The organism is Pseudomonas sp. LBUM1669, from assembly GCF_059695705.1.
The window spans coordinates 4457914-4478278 of record NZ_CP166784.1 but is presented as its reverse complement, the minus strand read 5'-3'; the positions used below and the strand labels follow the sequence as shown (position 1 = coordinate 4478278).

Sequence of the window (20365 nt, the reverse complement as noted above, 5' to 3'; positions counted from 1 at the left end):
CGATCAACCTGAGGGGGAAGGGCATGGCAAAGACTATCGACGACAAACTGGTGCTGGCGATTTCATCGCGAGCGCTGTTCGACCTGAGCGAAAGCCATAAGGTCTATCTGTCGAGCGGCGTCGAAGCTTACCGGCAATATCAGATTGAACATGAAGACGAAATCCTCGAGCCCGGGGATGCGTTTCCGTTGGTGGAAAAACTGCTCAATCTGAACGCCAGCCTCGGTCGGGCCCGGGTCGAGGTGATCCTGGTGTCGCGCAACAGCGCCGACACCGGCCTGCGCGTATTCAACTCGATTGATCATTATGGCCTGGCGATTTCCCGCGCGGCGTTCGTGGGCGGGCGCAGCCCTTATCCGTACCTCAAGGCCTTTGGTTGCGACCTGTTTCTCTCCACCCATGCCGAAGATGTGCGCAGCGCGCTGGACGCAGGGTTCGCTGCGGCGACCATTTTGTCGGGGGGGGCCAGCCGTGCGGCCAGCGATGAGTTGCGCATCGCCTTCGACGGTGATGCCGTGCTGTTTTCCGATGAGTCCGAGCGGATCTATCAGTCCGGTGGCCTGGAAGCGTTTCAGGCCAGCGAGCGCGAATCGGCCCGCGAGCCCTTGCGCGGAGGGCCGTTCAAAGGCTTCCTCGCCGCCCTCAATCTGTTGCAGCGCGAGTTTCCCGATGACGCCTGTCCGATCCGCACCGCCCTGGTGACGGCGCGGTCGGCGCCAGCCCATGAGCGGGTGATCCGTACCTTGCGCGAGTGGGACATTCGTCTGGACGAGTCGCTGTTTCTTGGCGGCTTGACCAAATCGGCGTTTCTCGAAGCGTTCGCCGCTGATGTGTTTTTCGACGACCAGGCCGGCCATTGCGAGCTGGCCCGCGAAGTGGTCGCCACCGGTCACGTGCCCCATGGCATCAGCAACGAGCAAAAAGTTTAAGCCCGCCGTTCAACGCGTTACGCCGAACGTCGTACTCGTCAAGGCACTGCTAAGCTGAATCAAATCTCCGCCATGTTGGCACGCGAGGAGGTCATATGATTCATTCGATGCTGTATGCCACGGATCTCGGGCTGTACGCACCGTTGGTGATGCAGCATGCCTTGGCGCTGGCGCGGACATTCAATGCCGACTTGTATGTGGTGCACGCCGTTGAGCCCATGGGGTTGTTTGCCGAATCAGTGCTGCAGAGTTACCTCGATGAGCAGGCCTTGAACGAGTTTCACAGTCAGGGCCTGAGCACGGTGATTGCCAATATCGAGCAGCGGGTGCTCGACAGTTTTCGTGAAGAATTGGGGGATGAAGGGGAGCAGGATCTGGAGCGGATCAAAGCGGTGCGGGTGCTGCAGGGGGACCCGTCGCAGGTGATTCTCGACCAGGCGCAGAAACTCTCCGTGGATTTGTTGATCGTAGGTAGTCACAGCCATGGCGCAGGGGCGGAAACACCCTTGGGCCGCACCGCTGCGCGGGTGTTGCAACTGGCGCGTGTGCCGGTTTATCTGGTGCCGCTGGTTGAGCGACGTCGCCAGGGGGATCGCTAGAGCAAGAATAGTGGCAATTTGACAAAAAAGTTCTAGATTTATTCTTCAGACCATTAATATAGTTATATACCGTCGCTGATGCCCGTGGCGTCTACCTTGCTTTGAGGGATTCATATGAAGCTTCAACAACTGCGCTACATCTGGGAAGTGGCGCACCACGACCTCAACGTTTCCGCTACAGCCCAAAGCCTTTACACCTCGCAACCGGGTATCAGCAAGCAGATCCGTCTGCTGGAGGACGAATTGGGCGTCGAGGTTTTTGCTCGCAGCGGCAAGCACCTGACCCGCGTCACCCCGGCCGGCGAGCGCATCATCACCACCGCCGGCGAGATCCTGCGCAAGGTTGAAAGCATCAAGCAGATCGCCCAGGAGTTCTCCAACGAGAAAAAAGGCACCCTATCGATCGCCACCACGCACACTCAGGCACGTTATGCCTTGCCGCCGGTGATCAGCAATTTCATCAAGCAGTACCCGGACGTTGCCCTGCACATGCACCAGGGTTCGCCGATGCAAATCGCCGAAATGGCCGCTGACGGCACCGTGGATTTCGCCATCGCCACCGAAGCGCTGGAACTGTTCGGCGACCTGGTGATGATGCCGTGCTACCGCTGGAACCGCTGCGTGGTCGTGCCTCAGGGCCACCCGCTGACCAAGCTGTCGAAGCTGACCCTGGAAGCACTGGCCGAATACCCGATTGTGACTTACGTGTTTGGCTTCACCGGCCGTTCGAAACTCGACGAAGCCTTCAGCCATCGCGGCCTGACGCCGAAAGTGGTGTTCACCGCGGCCGACGCCGACGTGATCAAGACATATGTTCGTCTGGGCCTGGGCGTGGGCATCGTGGCGAAAATGGCGGTCGATGCCAAACTCGACAGTGACCTGGTCATGCTCGATGCCAGCGACTTGTTCGAATCCAGCATCACCAAAATCGGTTTCCGTCGTGGCACCTTCCTGCGTGGTTTCATGTGCGACTTCATCGAGAAGTTCGCGCCGCACCTGACCCGCGAAGTGATGGCCAAGGCCATTCAGTGCCACAACAAGCAGGAACTGGAAGAGCTGTTCGACGGCGTCGAACTGCCGGTCCACTGATCCCTTTCAAATGACCTCGGTAACAGCAAACTGTTGCCGGGCGCCCGCCACCAGAATCTCTACCTCGTCCCCTTCGAACTTGCCCAGCAGGCTTTTGCCCAGCGGTGAACGAGGGGTGATGACGGTGATCATCTGTCCGACCATATCGACTTTCAGACCCGCCGCGTCAGGCGCCAGAAACAGCCACTGCTCATGACCCTTTTCGTCTTCCAATCCGAGCAGGGCGCCCACTTCGATCCCGCGTTGTTCGTCATAAGGACGCAAGGTCAGGTTCTGGCACAGCGTGAGTGACTGCCTGATCTCTTCCACACGTTTGGCCTGTCCGGCCGCTAGATAAGACGCCTCCAGACCCAACGTGTCGTACTTGTTTTCGGCGATATTTTCTTCGTGGGTTGCGGTTTCGTAAGCGGTTTGCGCGGCACGCTCGGCGATGTCGAGATCGATTCGAAGCTTGTCGAGAATCAACTGGTGGACGGTCGGCTTATGCATAGAGAGCTTCATGATCAGTCGCAGAATTGCAGGACATTGGCACGGCTTTTTTCGCTCGGCGCGGTCTGGTCCTGTTGCAGCCAGAACTGGCATTTCGGGTTGGACAGGTTGCGGCGGGTGCTGCGGGCCTGATCCATCCGTTGCTGTTGTTCATTCTTGCGCAGGTTATCTTCGTACTGTTCGAACAGCGGGCTTTGCGGCGGGATGTCCGGCACCGGTTGCACCACCACCGGCGGCTTGGCCAGTTGCTCTACAGCGGCTGCGACCGGCGCGAGTTGCTCGCTGAACAGCAGGCGCGAGGCGAGCCAGCAGGTCAGCGCGATCGCGAGGAATCCAAGCCACAGACCGAGGGCAATGCTGCCGGTCAATTGCAGCGCATTGAGCTGAATCGGCAACGGGCGGCGTGGAGAGGGACGGTAGGGCATGGCTGCCTCCTGGCGGGTGGGCGCGGGCGAATGGCGATTGTCGCACGAAGATTAATCGCCGTCGGCTCTTCTGCGCGAGGTAATTTATGCGGACAATCGGCGCCTTTGCCAACGGGAGCCTGGAATGCCTGAAATGCCTCAAGTGAAAAACCGCTGGCGCTGGGATATTTTTTGCACCGTGGTCGACAACTTTGGCGACATCGGCGTGACCTGGCGCCTGGCCCGACAGTTGGTGGCCGAGCATGCGGTGGAGGTGCGTTTGTGGGTCGATGACCTGCGGGCCTTTGAGCGCATCTGTCCGGACATCGACATACGCGCTTCGCAACAATGGCAGCAGGGTGTCGAGGTGCGTCAGTGGCCTGCCGAATGGCAACCCGCTGAAGCCGCCGATGTCGTGATCGCCGCGTTCGCCTGCCAGTTGCCGAGCCCCTACATGGACGCCATGGCTTCGCGGGAAAAGCCGCCGCTGTGGATGAACCTCGACTATCTGAGCGCCGAAGACTGGGTGATCGGCTGTCACGGTTTGCCGTCGGTTAAGTACAAGAGCGTGCAGAAGTACTTCTTCTTTCCTGGGTTTCAGAAAGGCACGGGGGGCTTGCTGCGAGAAAGCGGATTGCTTGAACGTCGCAGGCAGTTTCAGCAAAGCCCCGAGGCACAGCGAGCATTCCTGCAAGGCCTGGGGATTCATCGCGCACCGAGCGCCCAACTGATCTCACTGTTCGCGTATGAAAACAGTGGCTTGGCCAGTTGGCTGGACACGATGGCCGCCGATTCGATACCCACACATCTGCTGGTGCCCGAAGGCCGGATTCTAGGGGATGTAGAACGCTGGCTGGGTGTCGATCAGCTGGCGGCCGGCGCGTTGCATGTGCGCGGTGAGGTGACCGTGCAAGTCTTGCCGTTCGTCCGACAGGATCAATACGACCACCTGCTCTGGTGCTGCGACTTCAACGCCGTGCGCGGCGAAGATTCCTTTGTCCGAGCGCAATGGGCAGGGCGGCCGCTGCTCTGGCACATCTATCAGCAGGACGAAGACATCCACCTGGACAAGCTCGATGCCTTCCTCGCGCTGTACACCCAAGGCCTGTCCGAGCCTGCCCGCGAGGCGATCAGCGGTCTTTGGCGTGCGTGGAATGCAGGCCTTAATATGTCCGACCACTGGCTGACCACCCGTAAACACTGGCCGGAGCTGCAAAAACACGCCGAGGCGTGGTGTCTGGAACAGGCCTTGCAGGCCGATCTTGCCGCAGCGCTGGTACAGTTTTACCTAAATTGGATATGATACGCGGCCTAGATTTTTGTAAATCCCATCCAAATTCGGATATTCGCAATGAAAACTGGTAAAGAACTGAAACCCGGTACCGTGATCCGTCTCGAAAACGATCCTTGGCTGGTTCAGAAAGCTGAATTCACCAAATCCGGTCGTAACAGCGCGATCATGAAGACCAAGCTGAAAAACCTGCTGACCGGTTACAAGACCGAGATCGTTTACAGCGCTGACGACAAACTGGACGACGTAATCCTCGACCGCAAAGAAGCGACCCTGTCGTTCATCAGCGGCGACACCTACACGTTCATGGACACCACCGACTACACCATGTACGAGCTGAACGCTGAAGACATCGAAGCCGTTCTGCCTTTCGTTGAAGAAGGCATGACCGATGTTTGCGAAGCGATCTTCTTCGAAGAGCGTCTGGTTTCCGTAGAACTGCCGACCACCATCGTGCGCGTAGTTGACTACACCGAAGGTTCGGCTCGCGGCGACACTTCCGGCAAGGTGATGAAGCCTGCCAAGCTGAGCAACGGCACCGAGTTGCAAGTTGCTGACTTCATCGAAATCGGTGACCGCATCGAGATCGACACCCGCGAAGGCGGTTCCTACAAAGGCCGTGCTAAATAAGCACAGCCTCAGGAATGAAAAAGCCCGACCATTGAGTCGGGCTTTTTTGTGTGCGCAATTTCGAATTCAACGTTGCAACCCTTGTAGGAGTGAGCCTGCTCGCGATGACGGAGTGTCAGTCGAAATCAATGTCGACTGACACTCCGTCATCGCGAGCAGGCTCACTCCTACATTAGAGCTGTGTTATTTCTTCAGATGTTGTTTCAGTTCTTCGGACGCTTGCAGCATCGCCGAACGTACTGCCGGCACCTGGCTCACTACGTTAAGCAAACCGTAGTCGTGAATCATCCCGTTGTAACGAACCGCGGTGACCGGCACCCCAGCCTCGTCCAGTTTGCGGGCATAGGCTTCACCTTCATCGCGCAACACGTCGGCACCGGCTGTTTGCACCAGCGCAGGCGGCAAGCCCTTCAGTTGCGCAGTGGTGGCCCGCAGCGGCGAGGCGTAGATCTCGTTACGTTGTTTGGCGTCGGTGGTGTAGTTGTCCCAGAACCACTTCATCATGTTTTTGGTGAGGAAGTGCCCCTCGGCAAACTGGTTGTAGGACGCGGTTTCGAAGCTGGCATCGGTCACCGGCCACAGCAGCACCTGGAACTTGATCGCCGGCGTGCCCTTGTCTTTGGCCATCAGTGCAACCACGGCCGCCATGTTGCCGCCGACGCTGTTGCCGGCCACTGCCAGGCGCTTGCCGTCGACGTTGATTTCTTTGCCGTGCTCAGCCACCCATTTCGTCGCGGCGTAAGCCTGATTGATCGCCACCGGATAATGCGCTTCCGGTGACGGGGTGTAATTGACGAACACCGCCGCTGCACCCGAACCCGTCACCAGGTCACGAACCAGACGTTCGTGGGTCGGGAAATCCCCCAGCACCCAGCCGCCGCCGTGGAAGAACATGAACACCGGCAGCTCGCCCTTGACCCCGGCCGGCCGGACGATAGTCAGGCTGAGCGGTTTGCCGTCGACTTGTATGGTCTTCTCGCTGACATCGGCTTTTGGCAGTGTCAACTTCACCGAGGCTTGCGCACCCACCAGCACCGCGCGGGCTTCTTTGGGAGTGAGTTGTTCCATCGGTTTGCCGGTGCCGGCATTCAGGACATCGAGGAACGCCTGGGTGTTGTGTTCGACCCCATCGCCCGCGAATGCGTTGCTGATGGACATAGCGAGAAGGGTGCCGGTCAAGACTTTGCTGAAAGTGTTCATGTTCATTTCCTGTTCGGGCCTGGTAGTCGGCGGTTAGACGGTAACGTGCAGGCGCACATCGACGTTGCCACGGGTCGCGTTCGAGTACGGGCAGACCTGGTGGGCCGCCTCGACCAGGCTTTGCGCGTCGGCCTGTTCAAGACCCGGCAGGCTGATGTGCAGGTCGATGTCCAGGCCGAAGCCACCAGGGATCTGGCCGATTCCGACATGGGCGGTGATCGAGGCGTCATTCGGGATGCTGCGTTTGGTCTGGCTGGCGACGAATTTCAGCGCGCCGATGAAGCAGGCGGAGTAGCCGGCTGCGAACAGTTGCTCAGGGTTGGTCGCTGCGCCGCCGGCACCACCGAGTTCTTTCGGGGTGGCTAGTTTGACGTCGAGGATGTTGTCACTGGAAACCGCACGACCGTCACGGCCGCCAGTGGAGGTTGCGATTGCGGTGTAGAGAGTTTGCATGGTGTGAGCCTCGTTCGGGTTTGCTTGGTTTGCGCTAAATGTTTGCGCGCTAAGTAAGTGCGAGGTGAATGTATCGCGCTAATATCTTGCGCGCAAGATAAAATCTTGAAAAAGTTTTGGATTAGAGGAGGGCGCGGATTGGAGGTGTTGAGTTAGAGCGGTTGCGGAAGGGTTTTTTAGCGGAATATTTTTTCGAAGGGGCCAGCGAGGTCGGCAGGGATACAACAAAGCAAATGTAGGAGTGAGCCGGCTCCGGGCGGCGTTCCGACGATGACGGAGTGTCAGTCAGTATCAATGCTGAATGACACTCCGTTATCGTCGGAACGCCGCCCGGAGCCGGCTCACTCCTACAGGGGATCCGGGGTGGTTGGAGATTAGAGGCTGTCTTGGAGATTGCTGCGCAGTTCTTGCAGCTCCGCTTGAAGTTTTTGCAGTCTCTCAAGCGTCATTCCGCTTGCACCGAGGATGCACTGGGGAATGCTGCGTGCCTTATCGCGCAACGCACGCCCCTGTTCGGTCAGCTCGACGATCACCACCCGCTCATCCTCACGGCTGCGTGTGCGACTGAGCAGTCCTTCGACTTCCAGGCGTTTGAGCAAAGGCGTCAACGAGCCGGGATCTGTCAGCAGTCGTGTGCTGATTTCTCCAACAGTCAAACCATCCCGCTCCCACAACACCATCATTGCCAGGTACTGCGGATAGGTCAGGCCCAGCGCTTGCAGCAGCGGCTTGTAGACCTTGGTCATTAGCAGCGACGTGGAATGCAGGGCGAAGCAAGCCTGATTGTCCAGCAGCAGGTCGTCGCAGTTATCCCGGGTATTGCGCTCGGTGGTCATTTCAAAGCCTTGATCAGTGATCGTCATGAATCTAGCGGACGAATCTTTAATGCACCAGACAATTCTAGACTAGTGCCGGTCCAGGGTGTTTTGCAGCGCCAGGTCCCACGGTGGAATAGGGCTGAAACGGGTTTTCAGGTATTCCAGAAGCAGGCGGCTGCGCGAATTGGGTTGTTGCGACAGTCGCAATGCATAGATGCCGGTGGAGTCCGTGGGTGGCAGGCCGTTTTCACAAAACAGCGGCAATAACTCGCCGCGCAACAGATATTCGCTGGCAAGCCAGGTCGGCAAATGCGCGATGCCCAACCCGGCCAGCGCACCGCAGACCAACGCCTCGGCATTGTTGGCACTCATGCGGATGCGCGCCGGGCGATGCAGGTGCATGTGCCCGTCGCGTTCAAAGCGCCAGGCGAAGGGTGGGGCCAGGCCGTCCCAGTCGAGGCCGTCATGTTCGATCAACTGCGCCGGCTCGGTCGGGACGCCGCGACGTTTCAGGTACTCGGGGCTGGCGCAGGCAATACGCACCATACTCGCCAGCGGCGTGGCCACCAGCCGGGTGTCGGCCATTTGCCCTGCGCGCAGCACCAGATCCACCTTGCCCAGATTCAGCCCCTGCATGTCGACAAAACTGTCGATCAAATGCAATTGCACGTCGAGGCCCGGATAGAGCATCAGGAAGTCGGCAATCACCGGCGCCAAGTGCCGTCGGCCGAACGCCGCTGGCGCATCAATCCGGATCAAGCCTTCCGGCGAACTGCTCAGGGACACCGCTTCGGCGCGGGCCAGGCGCAGTTCTGCCACAATCCGTCGCGCCCGTTCGGCGAACGCCAGGCCTGCAGGAGTGGCGCGCACCGCGTGGGTGCTGCGAATGAACAGCTGGCTGCCGACTGCATTTTCCAGGCTGTCGATACGTCGCGCCACCGCCGAAGGCGTCAGAGGATGTCGGCGGGACGCCGCGGAAAAGCTCCCGGTTTCCAGTACATCTAGGAAAAGGCCTAGCTGTTCGGTCAATTGATTTGGGTTCATGGTGTGTCAGTGCTTGTGCGAAGTTGGCACAGCCATTGTGCGTTGCTGTGCGTTTCCCCGCCAGCGTCGACTGCGTAGGATGAATGCTCTGACAAAAGGAAAATCGCCTGTGATTGAGTTCGTGATGTATCTGGCCTTCGGCGCAGCCCTGGGAACCCTCGGCGGAATATTCGGAATTGGCGGTGGCTTGATCGCGATTCCGTTGCTGGGCGTGCTGTTCGGTCTCGATCAGCAAATTGCCCAGGGCACGGCATTGGTCATGGTGGTGCCCAACGTGATGCTGGCGCTGTGGCGTTATCACCAGCGCAACCGCATCGAAATGCGCCACGCGCTGCCATTGGCCGCAATGGGGTTCTGCTTCGCCTGGATCGGGTCGATCTGGGCGGTAGGCATTGACGCGGAGACCATGCGCCTGGGCTTTGTCGCGTTTCTGATTGCCCTGTCGGCCTACAACGTGGTGCGCATGTTCACCGCCAACGCGCCGGCCTCTGCCCATATGCGTTATTCCTGGCCATGGTTGGGCGTGCTTGGCGCGGCATCCGGCGCCATGGGCGGGTTGTTCGGAGTTGGCGGTGCGGTGGTGGCGACGCCGGTGCTGACCAGCCTGTTCGGCACCACCCAGGTGGTGGCTCAAGGCTTGTCGCTGGCCCTGGCGCTGCCCAGCACCGGCGTCACACTGGTGACTTACGCGGTGCATCATCAAGTGGACTGGCTGATCGGGTTGCCGTTGGCTGTCGGCGGATTGATGAGCATCAGCTGGGGCGTGAAGATCGCCCACGCCATGCCGGAGCGGCTATTGCGCGGGTTGTTCTGCGGTTTCCTGGTGCTGTGCGCGGTGATGCTCGCGTTTAAAGTTTGAAGCCTTCGACGATATGTTCGGCCAGGCACTCGGTGATCGGTGAAGGGTTGTTCAGGTTGCGTATCAGCATGATGCTGGCTTCCGGCAACAGCGGCAGGTCTTCGGCGGCTCCCAGGATGCGCATGTCCGGCGTGATCAGGCTTTCCAGTTGCGCGGTCACCGCGAGGCCCGCACTGACCACGGCCATCAACGCCGACAGGCTCGAACTGTTATAGGCGATGCGGTAATCGCGCCCCATGGCGTCCAGTGCATTGCACGCCCACAGCCTGCAGAAACAATCACTGTTGAACATCGCCAGCGGTAACGGCGTCTGCTCGTGGGCGCTGAAACATTGTGCTTCAGCCCAGACGAAACGCTCCTTGCGCAGCAACTGGCCGATCTCGCTGCCCGGCTCGCGGGTGACGATGGACAAGTCCAAGTCCTGGCGTTGCAGCAATTGTTTTGATGATTCGCAGTGAACCTCGATCTGGATCAGCGGGTAGAACTTGGCGAAGCGCGACAGGATCCCCGGCAGGAAACGCATGACGTAATCGTCGGGCGTGCCGATGCGCACGGTGCCGACCATGTGCGGCTCGCGCAGGGTATTGAAGACTTCGCTGTGAAGTTTGAGGATGCGCCTCGCGTAACCCAGCAATACCTGGCCTTCGGCGGTCAGCTTGACCTGGCGTCCATCACGCTCGAACAACTGACGCTGCAACACGTCTTCTTCCAGACGCTTCATCTGCATGCTCACCGCTGACTGTGTGCGGTTGACCATTTCACCGGCACGGGTAAAACCGCCTTGGTCGGCAATGGCGACAAAGGTACGCAGCACATCCGTATCGATACTTGGGTACGCCGACATCCATCAATCTCCGAGATGGTTACCATCAGAAACATTCGTTGGATTGATCTTAGCGCTGAGGCGAGACTTGAGCCATCCCTAAAGGAGGGCAACAAGATGAAAGGTCATAACGAGCAAGTAACGGAAGAAAAATTCTCAATCCACGCGGTATCCGATCTGCTGCACAAGTTTAGTCGCTGGTACGAACTTCACCGTGAACGTGAGCTGCTGGCAAGCCTGAGCGACGAAGCACTGAAAGACATTGGCGTGAGTCGTGCGGATGTAGAGCATGAGTCGGTCAGGCCGTTCTGGGATGATCCGATGCATAAATGATGAGGCCATCGCTACACAAACCCCTCTCTGGTGAGGTAGGTTGCGAGCAGACACGGAGGTATTCATGCCCGCAACGCTGTCCTTTTCCAACAAACAGGCTCGACGTCTGGCGCTGGCCGCCCAAGGGTTCAACGGGCGGCAACCGCCAGCGGCGATCAAACCGGTTCAGCTCAACCGGCTGATCGAGCGACTGGGCATTCTGCAGATCGATTCGGTCAATGCGTTGGTGCGTTCGCACTACCTTCCCTTGTTTTCCCGCCTCGGTCATTACTCTCCCGATTTGCTCGACCAGGCTGCATGGAGTCAGGGCCGACGTCGCACGTTGTTCGAATATTGGGGCCATGAAGCTTCGTTGCTGCCCATGTCGATGTACCCCTTGATGCGTTGGCGCATGCAGCGTGCGACGCGCGGCGAAGACATCTATCAGCAACTGGCACGTTTCGGTCGCGAGCAGCAGGACACGATTCGCCGGGTGCTGGCCTCGGTGCAGGAACTCGGCGCACTGGGGGCCGGAAGCTTGTCGACCCGCCAGGAGCGGGCGGGGCCATGGTGGGGCTGGAGCGCTGAAAAACATGCGCTGGAATGGTTGTTCGCCGCCGGTGAAGTGACCGTTGCCGGCCGCCGTGGATTCGAGCGGCTTTATGACCTGCCGGAACGGGTGATTCCTTCGGCGGTTCTGCAACAGCCTTTGCTGAGTGAAACCGAGGCCCTGCGGGGGCTGTTGCTGCATGCTGCGACGGCATTGGGGGTTGGCACGGAAAAGGACCTGCGTGATTATTTTCGCCTGAACCCGGCAGACAGCCGGCCGCGTCTGGCGGAACTGATAGAGGCGGGTGAGTTGCTGGCTTGCGAGGTTCAGGGCTGGCGGCAACCGGCTTATTGCCTGCCCGAGTCGAAAGTGCCGCGCAAGGTCGAGTCCAGTGCCTTGCTATCACCCTTTGACTCGTTGATCTGGGAACGCAGCCGCACCGAGCGGTTGTTCGATTTCCGTTATCGACTGGAGATTTACACGCCGCAGGACAAGCGGGTCTACGGATATTACGTACTGCCGTTTTTGCACAATGAACGGATTGCCGCACGGGTTGATCTGCGAGCCGAACGAGCGTTGAGCCGGCTGGCGGTGCATGCCGTGCATGAAGAGGAACCAGGGCTGGACGAGGCGGGGATGCTGGCGTTGGCGCTCAATCTGCGGCAGATGGCGGATTGGCTGGGGCTTGAGCGGGTTCAGCTGAATTGTCCGCGGGCGAGTGCGGCGCGGTTGCGGGTAGCGTTGGTGACGATTGGCGGTGACTGAACGGGCGCCTTCGCGGGCAAGCCTCGCTCCTACAGATACAACGCAATTTTGTAGGAGCGAGGCTTGCCCGCGAATGGCGCGACGCGGTTTAGCGCCGGACTTGTTTCAAGGTCTCGGCAATCAAAAAAGCCAACTCCAACGACTGATCAGCATTCATCCGCGGATCGCAATGGGTGTGGTAACGGTCCGACAACCCGTCTTCAGTGATCGGCCGCGCGCCGCCAATGCACTCGGTCACGTTCTGCCCGGTCATCTCGATGTGGATACCGCCGGCGTAACTGCCTTCTGCCTCGTGAACCTGGAAGAACTGCTTCACTTCACCGAGGATCTGCGCGAAGTCGCGGGTCTTGTAGCCGCTGCTGGCCTTGATGGTGTTGCCATGCATCGGGTCCGAACTCCAGAGCACCTGCTTGCCTTCACGCTGCACCGCGCGGATCAACGCTGGCAAGTGATCGCCAACCTTGTTCGCGCCCATGCGTGCGATCAGGTTCAAGCGGCCCGGATCGTTGTCCGGGTTAAGCACGTCGATCAGGCGAATCAGGTCTTCAGGGTTCATGCTTGGGCCGACCTTGACCCCAATCGGGTTATTCACGCCGCGCAGGAATTCGACGTGGGCGCCGTCGAGCTGACGGGTGCGGTCGCCGATCCACAGCATGTGCGCCGAGCAATCGTAGTAATCGTTGGTCAGACTGTCGCGGCGCACGAAAGCTTCTTCGTAATTCAGCAACAGCGCTTCGTGGGCCGTGAAGAAGCTGGTTTCGCGCAGTTGTGGCGAGCTGTCCATGCCGCAAGCGCGCATGAAGGCCAGGGTTTCATCGATGCGATCGGCCAGGTGGCTGTATTTTTCAGCCAGCGCCGAGTTGGCGATGAAGTCCAGGTTCCATTTGTGCACCTGATGCAGGTCGGCAAAACCGCCCTGGGCGAAAGCACGCAGCAGGTTCAGGGTCGCGGTGGACTGGTGATAGGACTGGAGCAAGCGCTCCGGGTCCGGCACGCGGCTTTTTTCGTCGAAACCGATACCGTTGACGATGTCGCCACGGTAGGCGGGGAGGGTCACGCCGTCGATGGTTTCATCGTTGGCTGAGCGAGGCTTGGCGAACTGGCCGGCCATGCGCCCGACCTTGACCACCGGGCAGCCCGCGGCGAAGGTCATGACGATCGCCATCTGCAGCAAGACTTTAAAGGTGTCGCGGATTTTCGCCGCGGAGAACTCGGCGAAGCTTTCGGCGCAATCGCCGCCCTGCAACAGAAACGCACGGCCCTGGGTGACTTCTGCGAACTGACGGCGCAACTCCCGGGCCTCACCGGCAAACACCAGCGGCGGGTAGCTGGCCAGGGTTTGCTCGACTTGACGCAAATGCGCGGCGTCGGGGTAAAGGGGTTGTTGCTGGATCGGCAGGGCGCGCCAGCTGTCAGGGCTCCAGGGTTGGCTCATCACGGTCTCGGTTGTTTTACGCTCGGACACTCATGTTATCAGCAAATTAGTGCGTGACCTGTTCCCGTCGCTTCGCGGACAATCGCGCCTTTGCCGCTTCATGTTGCGGTTTATCGAGTTGCCTGGCCTGGCGACGATCAGGAGACGAAATGACTGAGGAGCGCGTCGAGCATCTGCTCGCCGAGGTACAGGATGAGTTCGGCGTGATTCGCGTGCTGGAAGTGGCCGATTACCGTTTTCTCGAGTTCGGTGATGCCATTGAGCAGAGCTGCGTGTTCACGGCTGACCCGAGCTGGCTCGAGTACGATTACACCCGGGCGATGCTGATTGGCGCGCTGTGCCACGACCAGCCGGAAAGCGCGCTGTTTCTTGGTCTGGGCGCCGGCACGCTGACCCAGGCGTGCCTCAGGTTTTTGCCCCTTGAAGATGTCGAAGCCATCGAGTTGCGCCCCGACGTACCGCGTTTGGCCATCGAATACCTGGGGCTCGATGACGATCCGCGGTTGTATATCCGCGTCGGCGATGCGCTGGAATTGCTCGATACCGCTGAACCGGCGGACCTGATCTTCGTCGACCTTTATACCGATGTCGGTCCGGGAGTCGGGCATCTGGCCTGGAGCTTCCTGGAAAACTGTCAGAAACGCTTGAATCCGGGCGGCTGGCTGGTGATCAATCAATGGGCCACCGACGACGGCAAGCCCTTGGGCGCTGCGTTGTTGCGTGGGCTCTATCACCGGCATTACTGGGAGCTGCCGGTGAAGGAGGGCAACGTGATTCTGATCGTGCCTTCGGAACTGGATCAGGAACTGGACATGGACGGATTGATCGCCCGGGCCGAAGAGCTTGCACCGCGATTGGGGTATTCGTTGCAGTCGTTGATCAAGGCGATTCGCCCGGCGACTTGATGTGGTGTTCTTTAGGGCCTCTTCGCGGGCAAGCCTCGCTCCTACGGGATCCTGCAAACCCTGTAGGAGCGAGGCTTGCCCGCGAAGAGGCCCCTACAGTCAATACATCCTTCAAACCCCTTTGAAGATGCCCGGCCGCTTCTCGACCATTGATCGCACCCCCTCTTTGGCATCCTCACTCGCCAGCAACTTCTTCACCAGCGGCGGCAGTCCCTGCGCCGCCGCGGTTTCTCCCTCATAACGCGCCTGCCGCGCAGACATCAACGTCGCCTGAACCCCCAGCGGGGCCTGCCGGGCAATTCGCTCAGCCAGCTCAATCGCGCGCGGCAGCAAATCCTCGCTGGCCATGACTTCCTGCACCAACCCCAGATGCAACGCATCGTGAGCATCGAATTCATCGCCGGTCAGCAGCCAGCGCATGGCATTGCCCCAGCCGGCGACTTGATGCAGACGCAACGTGGCGCCACCGAAGGGAAAGATCCCGCGCTGCACTTCCTTCTGGGCAAAACGGGTGTTGCTGGCGCAGAGGTTGATGTCCGCGGCCAGCATCAACTCGATGCCAATGGTCAGGCAGTAGCCTTGCGCGGCGACAATCACCGGTTTGCTCACCCGGGGCCCGGCAAACACGCCCCACGGATCGCAACCGCCGGGCGGTGTCTGCCAGCCTTCGGCCAGGGCAGCGCTGGCATTGATCAGGTCGAGCCCGGCGGTGAAGTGCTCGCCGTGACCGAACACCACCGCCACGCGCGCCTCGCTGTCGGCCTCGAACTCGCCGTAAGCCAGGCTCAGAGCGTTGAGCAAATCGAGGTCGAAGGCATTGCGCTTGGCGACCCGATCCAGGCCGATCATCAGGACATGGCCGTGTTTTTCACGGGTGACACGACTGGAGCCGGGCTGATTCATGGAGCATTTCCTCGGGCGGGAAGGGTGTGCCAGACCGAAGTTCAAGACCGCGGGTCTGCGTCACAAGGATGAACCGTTTTAGCGCCATCGCCAGCAGGGCCGGGCCTTTGAAAAATAGACTGTTGCACGATTATCCGCAAAGCCTGTGACAGAACGGTATATACGTCAGTTTTCCGACAAATAATGCTCCCTTTTTGGGCGATTTCCGGTATAGTGCGCGCCGGCCTTTAACCGGGCCGCGTTTAGGTAGCGCAATTTCCCGAAGTCAGCTTCGGCTGCACGTCCGCACAGCGGACTCTCCCTTGACGAATCTTTTTCATTCATTCGTTTTCGCAAATCCCCGCCGACAAAGCAGCCAGGGCGACTCTTGAGTCTTACACGGCATGCGCAGCTTTGGAGCATGGGTCTTTGCGGATGCACTTAGAGGCAGACCCATGACCCAGGAAACCGGCGGCTTCGCCGCTTTTAATCTTAATCCGAATATCCTTGCAGCCGTCATCGCGACTGGCTACGAAGAGCCTTCGGCTATTCAGCAGCAATCGATCCCGATCATCATGGCCGGTCACGACATGATTGGTCAGGCGCAAACCGGTACGGGTAAAACCGCTGCGTTCGCCCTGCCGATCCTGCACTGCATCGATCCTGCAAAGCGCGAGCCGCAAGCCCTGATCCTGGCGCCAACCCGTGAGTTGGCGCTGCAAGTAGCAACCGCTTTCGAAACCTACGCCAAGCAAATGCCGGGCGTTACCGTTGTGGCCGTTTACGGCGGCGCCCCTATGGGTCCACAACTGAAAGCAATCCGTAATGGCGCACAGATCGTTGTCGCCACGCCGGGCCGTCTGTGCGACCACCTGCGTCGTGACGAAAAAGTACTGTCGACCGTGAACCACCTGGTTCTGGACGAAGCGGACGAAATGCTCAAACTGGGTTTCATGGACGACCTCGAAGTTATCTTCAAGGCTCTGCCGCCAACCCGTCAGACCGTATTGTTCTCGGCCACCCTGCCGCAGTCGATCCGTGCCATTGCCGAACGCCATCTGCGCGATCCGCAACACGTGAAGATCCAGACCAAGACTCAGACCGTTACCGCGATCGAACAGGCTCACCTGTTGGTTCACGCTGACCAGAAGACCTCGGCTGTATTGAGCCTGCTGGAAGTGGAAGATTTCGACGCCCTGATCATGTTCGTGCGCACCAAGCAAGCGACCCTGGACCTGGCCAGTGCCCTGGAAGCCAAAGGCTACAAAGCCGCTGCGCTGAACGGTGACATTGCTCAGAACCAGCGTGAGCGCGTGATCGAATCCCTCAAGGATGGCCGTCTGGACATCGTTGTAGCGACCGACGTTGCTGCTCGTGGTCTGGACGTTCCGCGCATCACTCACGTGTTCAACGTTGACATGCCATACGATCCAGAGTCCTACGTTCACCGTATCGGCCGTACTGGCCGTGCCGGTCGCGAAGGCCGTGCGCTGTTGCTGGTGACTCCGCGTGAGCGTCGCATGCTGCAAGTGATCGAGCGTGTAACCGGTCAGAAAGTTGCCGAAGTCCGCCTGCCGGATGCTCAGGCCGTTCTCGATGCCCGCATCAAGAAACTGACCAACAGCCTGTCGCCGCTGGTTGCTGATGCCGAATCGACTCACGGTGATCTGCTGGATCGCCTGACTGCCGACATCGGTTGCACCCCGCGTGCATTGGCCGCTGCTCTGCTGCGCAAGGCAACCAACGCTCAGGCGCTGACCCTGGCCGCGATCGAGAAAGAACGTCCACTGGTGCCGAACAACGCACCGCGTGGCGATCGTCCAGAGCGCACCGGTGATCGTCCGGACCGTGGTGATCGTGAGCGTCGTGCTCCGGTTGCATTGGCCGAAGGCCGTGCTCGTTGCCGTACCGCGCTGGGTGCGCGTGATGGTATCGCTGCCAAGAACCTGCTGGGCGCTATCCTCAACGAAGGTGGCCTGGCTCGCGAAGCAATCGGTCGCATCCAGGTGCGTGACAGCTTCAGCCTCGTCGAGCTGCCGGAAGATGGTCTGGAGAAACTGCTGACCAAGCTGAAGGACACTCGCGTTGCCGGTAAGCAGTTGAAGCTGCGTCGCTATCGCGAAGATTGATCCGCTCTTGAGCTGATTGATCGAACATAAAAAATCCCCGACTGGTTCGGGGATTTTTTTTGCCAGCTGTTTTATGCACGGCTTATCTGTCAGCCAAAACGGTAAATGTCCATGCCCAGCGCGCCCATGGTGAACCCTTGATGAGCAATACTGAACTCACCCCCAGCCCCGCGAGCAAAGTACAACGGCAGCAAATGCTCATCACTGGGATGGTTGCGCACTGCATTCGGTGCCTGTTGACGATAATCGTGCAGCGCGGCTTCATCGTTGGCAGCGAGTTTTTCAATCATCCAGTCACGGAACGTCTGGGCCCACGGTTCGACGCTTTCCGGGCCGGCGTGCCAGTCCAGTTCGCGCAGGTTATGGGTGATGCTGCCGGAGCCGATCAACAACACGCCGTGTTCGCGCAGGCTGGCCAAGGCTTGGCCGACCCTGGTTTGCAAAGCCGGGCCGCCACGGGTGGGCAGCGAGACTTGCACCACCGGGATGTCGGCCTGCGGATACATCAACGACAAAGGCACCCAGACGCCGTGGTCGAAGGGTCGTTTGGTATCGATCCGTGCCGGCAGGTTGTCGGCCTGCAGTAACTCGACCACCTCGCCAGCCAGTTGAGGATTGCCGGGCGCCGGGTATTGCACTTCGAACAGTGCTTTCGGGAAGCCGCCGAAATCATGCCAGGTTTCAGGCCGGGGATTGCCGCTGACCAGTAGCTCGTTGCTTTCCCAGTGCGCAGACACAATCACGATGGCTTTCGGTTTCGGCAATTCGGCGGCCAGGCGAGCGAGGGCGGGCCCGCTGGAGCCTGGTTCGAGCGCCAACATGGGTGAGCCATGGGATATGTACAGGCTGGGGAACATGAAAGAGCTCCTGAGGGGTAAGATGGCAGCATCTTCAGTCAGATCATTGATCTAAATCTAATATAAGTTTTAGCGTCTTTTGATCGAATTTTCGGGATTAATTATGCAGCCGGAGTTTTGGCACAAGCGGTGGACGTCGAATCAGATCGGCTTTCACCTGCCGGAAGTGAATCCATATCTGCAACGGTACTGGCCGCAACTGGACGTGGAGGAGGGAGCGCGCGTATTGGTGCCGTTATGTGGCAAAAGCCTGGATCTGTTGTGGCTGGCGAAATGCGGTCACGAGGTGTTGGGCATCGAATTATCGGAAAAGGCGGTGGAAGACTTTTTTCACGAGCATCAATTCGATCCAGACGTCAGTGACCAGGGACCCTTCACGGTCTATCGGGCGGGTTCGATCGAGGTCTGGTGCGGCGACTTCTTCGCGTTGACGGCCGGTGATGTCGCCGATTGCAGCGCACTGTACGACCGCGCGGCGTTGATCGCGTTGCCGCCGACGATGCGTGAACAGTACGCAGAGCATTTGAAGCGAATTCTGCCGAAGGATTCACTGGGGCTTTTGATTACCCTGGATTATGACCAGGCACAGAAGGAAGGCCCGCCGTTTGCCGTGCTGGATGACGAAGTGCAACGGTTGTTCGGGGCCACCTGGGAGCTGAAGATTCTGGAAGACCAGGACGTGCTGGGCGAGAGCTGGAAATTTGTCGAGAGCGGTGTCACTCGGCTTGAGGAACGGGTTTATCGGGTTTCCAGCCATTAAGGTGTAAACCTTATTCAGGATGAGACACAGCAGACAAAAAAAGGCCCGCATTCACTGCGGGCCTTTTCTTTAGTGCGGAGCCTCTCAGCCCCGACGACGCAACGCGTCAATACGCTCTTCCAGTGGCGGGTGGCTCATGAACATACGAGCGAACCCTTGTTTGATGCCACCGTTGATGCCAAAGGCATTCAGTGTATCCGGCATGTGCACCGGCAGGCCCTGTTCCGCACGAAGGCGTTGCAAGGCACCAATCATTGCACTGGTGCCGGCCAGGCGTGCACCGGCTTCGTCGGCACGGAACTCACGTTTGCGCGAGAACCACATGACGATGGAGCTGGCCAGAATACCCAGGACCAGTTCAGCAAAGATGGTCGCCACATAGTAGGCGATGCCCTGGCCTTCTTCGTTCTTGAAGATCACCTTGTCGACAAAGTTGCCGATGATCCGTGCAAAGAACATCACAAAGGTGTTCACCACGCCCTGGATCAACGCCAGGGTGACCATGTCGCCATTGGCCACGTGGCCGATTTCGTGGGCCAGGACGGCCTTCACTTCATCCGGCGAAAAACGCTCGAGCAGGCCCTGGCTTACCGCAACCAGTGCGTCGTTCTTGTTCCAGCCCGTGGCGAACGCATTGGCCTCGTAGGCAGGGAAAATCCCGACTTCGGGCATCTTGATCCCGGCTTCGCGGGACAGTTGCTCGACGGTTTGCAGCAGCCATTGCTCGTGACGTGTGCGCGGCTGGCTGATGATTTGGGTGCTGGTGCTCATCTTCGCCATCCACTTGGAGATGAACAGCGAGAACAGGGAACCGGCGAAACCAAAGACCGCACAGAAAATCAGCAGCTGATTGAGGTTGAGATCAACCCCGTTGGCCGCCATGAACCCGTTGAAGCCGAAAAGGCTCAGGGTGATGCTGGCAATCAGCACGACCGCCAGGTTAGTGGCCAAAAACAGCAGGATGCGCATCATGGTTGTAGAAATCTCCTCATGCTAAAGATGTAGCGTACTGCGGGGTATATAAGGTGCTGCACCGGGCTATTCAACCGAGTGACTATTTCAAACTGTGTCCTACGGCAACAGTCTAGCTGTTTGCAGGGCAATTCCGACGGCGATGCCGGACGTGTTTGACAGCGAATTCG

The 20365-nt window shown here is 59.2% G+C and carries 22 protein-coding genes; 11 read left to right on the top strand and 11 right to left on the bottom strand.

The window, feature by feature from the left end:
- The first annotated feature begins 23 nt into the window (after window positions 1-23).
- The 3 genes from ACA051_RS20685 to cysB all read left to right on the top strand — a co-directional run bounded on the left by ACA051_RS20685 (window position 24) and on the right by cysB (window position 2617).
- Window positions 24-929: a 5'-nucleotidase gene (locus ACA051_RS20685; RefSeq protein WP_461975464.1), complete on the top strand. Its 906-nt coding sequence runs from the start codon at window positions 24-26 to the stop codon at window positions 927-929.
- Between the two features lie 95 nt (window positions 930-1024).
- The gene (locus ACA051_RS20680; protein WP_403103834.1) at window positions 1025-1528 is read left to right on the top strand and encodes a universal stress protein; all 504 of its coding nucleotides are present in this window, start codon (window positions 1025-1027) and stop codon (window positions 1526-1528) included.
- A gap of 114 nt (window positions 1529-1642) precedes the next feature.
- Window positions 1643-2617, top strand: coding sequence for an HTH-type transcriptional regulator CysB (gene cysB, locus ACA051_RS20675; RefSeq protein WP_008148549.1), 975 nt, complete (start codon window positions 1643-1645; stop codon window positions 2615-2617).
- 6 nt (window positions 2618-2623) lie between these two features.
- Here the strand turns inward: cysB and ACA051_RS20670 are convergent, their stop codons facing one another.
- Together ACA051_RS20670 and ACA051_RS20665 are read right to left on the bottom strand one after the other, a co-directional pair.
- Window positions 2624-3106 carry a GreA/GreB family elongation factor gene (locus ACA051_RS20670; protein WP_497304361.1) on the bottom strand — a complete coding sequence of 161 codons (483 nt, stop codon included), beginning with the start codon at window positions 3104-3106 and terminating at the stop codon, window positions 2624-2626.
- Between the two features lie 14 nt (window positions 3107-3120).
- Window positions 3121-3531 carry a hypothetical protein gene (locus ACA051_RS20665; protein ID WP_497304359.1) on the bottom strand — a complete coding sequence of 137 codons (411 nt, stop codon included), beginning with the start codon at window positions 3529-3531 and terminating at the stop codon, window positions 3121-3123.
- Window positions 3532-3655: 124 nt separating this feature from the next.
- Here ACA051_RS20665 and earP point away from each other — a divergent pair, with 124 nt between their 5' ends.
- Both earP and ACA051_RS20655 read left to right on the top strand, forming a co-directional pair.
- Complete coding sequence (gene earP, locus ACA051_RS20660; protein ID WP_497371695.1) at window positions 3656-4813, top strand: elongation factor P maturation arginine rhamnosyltransferase EarP; 1158 nt, start codon at window positions 3656-3658, stop codon at window positions 4811-4813.
- Window positions 4814-4861: 48 nt separating this feature from the next.
- Complete coding sequence (locus tag ACA051_RS20655) at window positions 4862-5431, top strand: elongation factor P (protein ID WP_032626910.1); 570 nt, start codon at window positions 4862-4864, stop codon at window positions 5429-5431.
- A 183-nt stretch (window positions 5432-5614) separates the two neighbouring features.
- Here the strand turns inward: ACA051_RS20655 and ACA051_RS20650 are convergent, their stop codons facing one another.
- The 4 genes from ACA051_RS20650 to ACA051_RS20635 all read right to left on the bottom strand — a co-directional run bounded on the left by ACA051_RS20650 (window position 5615) and on the right by ACA051_RS20635 (window position 8946).
- The gene (locus tag ACA051_RS20650; RefSeq protein WP_497371693.1) at window positions 5615-6631 is read right to left on the bottom strand and encodes an alpha/beta hydrolase; all 1017 of its coding nucleotides are present in this window, start codon (window positions 6629-6631) and stop codon (window positions 5615-5617) included.
- A gap of 33 nt (window positions 6632-6664) precedes the next feature.
- Window positions 6665-7084 carry an organic hydroperoxide resistance protein gene (locus ACA051_RS20645; protein ID WP_010461312.1) on the bottom strand — a complete coding sequence of 140 codons (420 nt, stop codon included), beginning with the start codon at window positions 7082-7084 and terminating at the stop codon, window positions 6665-6667.
- 374 nt (window positions 7085-7458) lie between these two features.
- A complete protein-coding gene (locus ACA051_RS20640) occupies window positions 7459-7920 on the bottom strand; it encodes a MarR family winged helix-turn-helix transcriptional regulator (protein ID WP_497310637.1) in 462 nt (153 codons plus the stop codon).
- 69 nt (window positions 7921-7989) lie between these two features.
- The gene (locus ACA051_RS20635) at window positions 7990-8946 is read right to left on the bottom strand and encodes a LysR family transcriptional regulator (RefSeq protein ID WP_497304353.1); all 957 of its coding nucleotides are present in this window, start codon (window positions 8944-8946) and stop codon (window positions 7990-7992) included.
- Between the two features lie 124 nt (window positions 8947-9070).
- On the opposite strand from ACA051_RS20635, the gene ACA051_RS20630 reads away from it, so the two are divergent.
- On the top strand, window positions 9071-9805 hold the full coding sequence (locus tag ACA051_RS20630) for a sulfite exporter TauE/SafE family protein (RefSeq protein ID WP_497310636.1): 735 nt from the start codon (window positions 9071-9073) through the stop codon (window positions 9803-9805).
- Here ACA051_RS20630 and ACA051_RS20625 read toward each other — a convergent pair.
- Window positions 9795-10649, bottom strand: coding sequence for a LysR family transcriptional regulator (locus ACA051_RS20625; RefSeq protein WP_497304351.1), 855 nt, complete (start codon window positions 10647-10649; stop codon window positions 9795-9797). The two genes, ACA051_RS20630 and ACA051_RS20625, sit on opposite strands and share 11 nt — an antisense overlap.
- A 96-nt stretch (window positions 10650-10745) precedes the next feature.
- Between ACA051_RS20625 and ACA051_RS20620 the strand changes: the two genes are divergently transcribed.
- Both ACA051_RS20620 and ACA051_RS20615 read left to right on the top strand, forming a co-directional pair.
- Window positions 10746-10961 (top strand): DUF1127 domain-containing protein, encoded by a 216-nt coding sequence (locus tag ACA051_RS20620; protein ID WP_497371691.1) that lies wholly within the window; start codon window positions 10746-10748, stop codon window positions 10959-10961.
- 64 nt (window positions 10962-11025) lie between these two features.
- Window positions 11026-12255 carry a winged helix-turn-helix domain-containing protein gene (locus tag ACA051_RS20615; protein WP_497371689.1) on the top strand — a complete coding sequence of 410 codons (1230 nt, stop codon included), beginning with the start codon at window positions 11026-11028 and terminating at the stop codon, window positions 12253-12255.
- Between the two features lie 88 nt (window positions 12256-12343).
- Here ACA051_RS20615 and ACA051_RS20610 read toward each other — a convergent pair whose 3' ends face one another.
- Window positions 12344-13690 carry a class II 3-deoxy-7-phosphoheptulonate synthase gene (locus tag ACA051_RS20610; RefSeq protein WP_010461297.1) on the bottom strand — a complete coding sequence of 449 codons (1347 nt, stop codon included), beginning with the start codon at window positions 13688-13690 and terminating at the stop codon, window positions 12344-12346.
- A 149-nt stretch (window positions 13691-13839) separates the two neighbouring features.
- On the opposite strand from ACA051_RS20610, the gene ACA051_RS20605 reads away from it, so the two are divergent.
- Window positions 13840-14595: a spermidine synthase gene (locus ACA051_RS20605; protein WP_497371687.1), complete on the top strand. Its 756-nt coding sequence runs from the start codon at window positions 13840-13842 to the stop codon at window positions 14593-14595.
- A gap of 111 nt (window positions 14596-14706) precedes the next feature.
- On the opposite strand, the gene ACA051_RS20600 is transcribed toward ACA051_RS20605, so the two are convergent.
- On the bottom strand, window positions 14707-15498 hold the full coding sequence (locus ACA051_RS20600) for a crotonase/enoyl-CoA hydratase family protein (protein ID WP_497304343.1): 792 nt from the start codon (window positions 15496-15498) through the stop codon (window positions 14707-14709).
- A gap of 434 nt (window positions 15499-15932) precedes the next feature.
- Here ACA051_RS20600 and ACA051_RS20595 point away from each other — a divergent pair, with 434 nt between their 5' ends.
- Window positions 15933-17606 carry a DEAD/DEAH box helicase gene (locus ACA051_RS20595; RefSeq protein WP_497304341.1) on the top strand — a complete coding sequence of 558 codons (1674 nt, stop codon included), beginning with the start codon at window positions 15933-15935 and terminating at the stop codon, window positions 17604-17606.
- 89 nt (window positions 17607-17695) lie between these two features.
- Here ACA051_RS20595 and ACA051_RS20590 read toward each other — a convergent pair whose 3' ends face one another.
- Complete coding sequence (locus ACA051_RS20590) at window positions 17696-18463, bottom strand: DODA-type extradiol aromatic ring-opening family dioxygenase (RefSeq protein ID WP_497371685.1); 768 nt, start codon at window positions 18461-18463, stop codon at window positions 17696-17698.
- A gap of 103 nt (window positions 18464-18566) precedes the next feature.
- Here ACA051_RS20590 and ACA051_RS20585 point away from each other — a divergent pair, with 103 nt between their 5' ends.
- A complete protein-coding gene (locus tag ACA051_RS20585; protein WP_497304338.1) occupies window positions 18567-19223 on the top strand; it encodes a thiopurine S-methyltransferase in 657 nt (218 codons plus the stop codon).
- Window positions 19224-19307: 84 nt separating this feature from the next.
- On the opposite strand, the gene htpX is transcribed toward ACA051_RS20585, so the two are convergent.
- Window positions 19308-20195 (bottom strand): protease HtpX, encoded by an 888-nt coding sequence (gene htpX, locus ACA051_RS20580; RefSeq protein WP_059403635.1) that lies wholly within the window; start codon window positions 20193-20195, stop codon window positions 19308-19310.
- Between the last annotated feature and the right edge of the window lie 170 nt (window positions 20196-20365).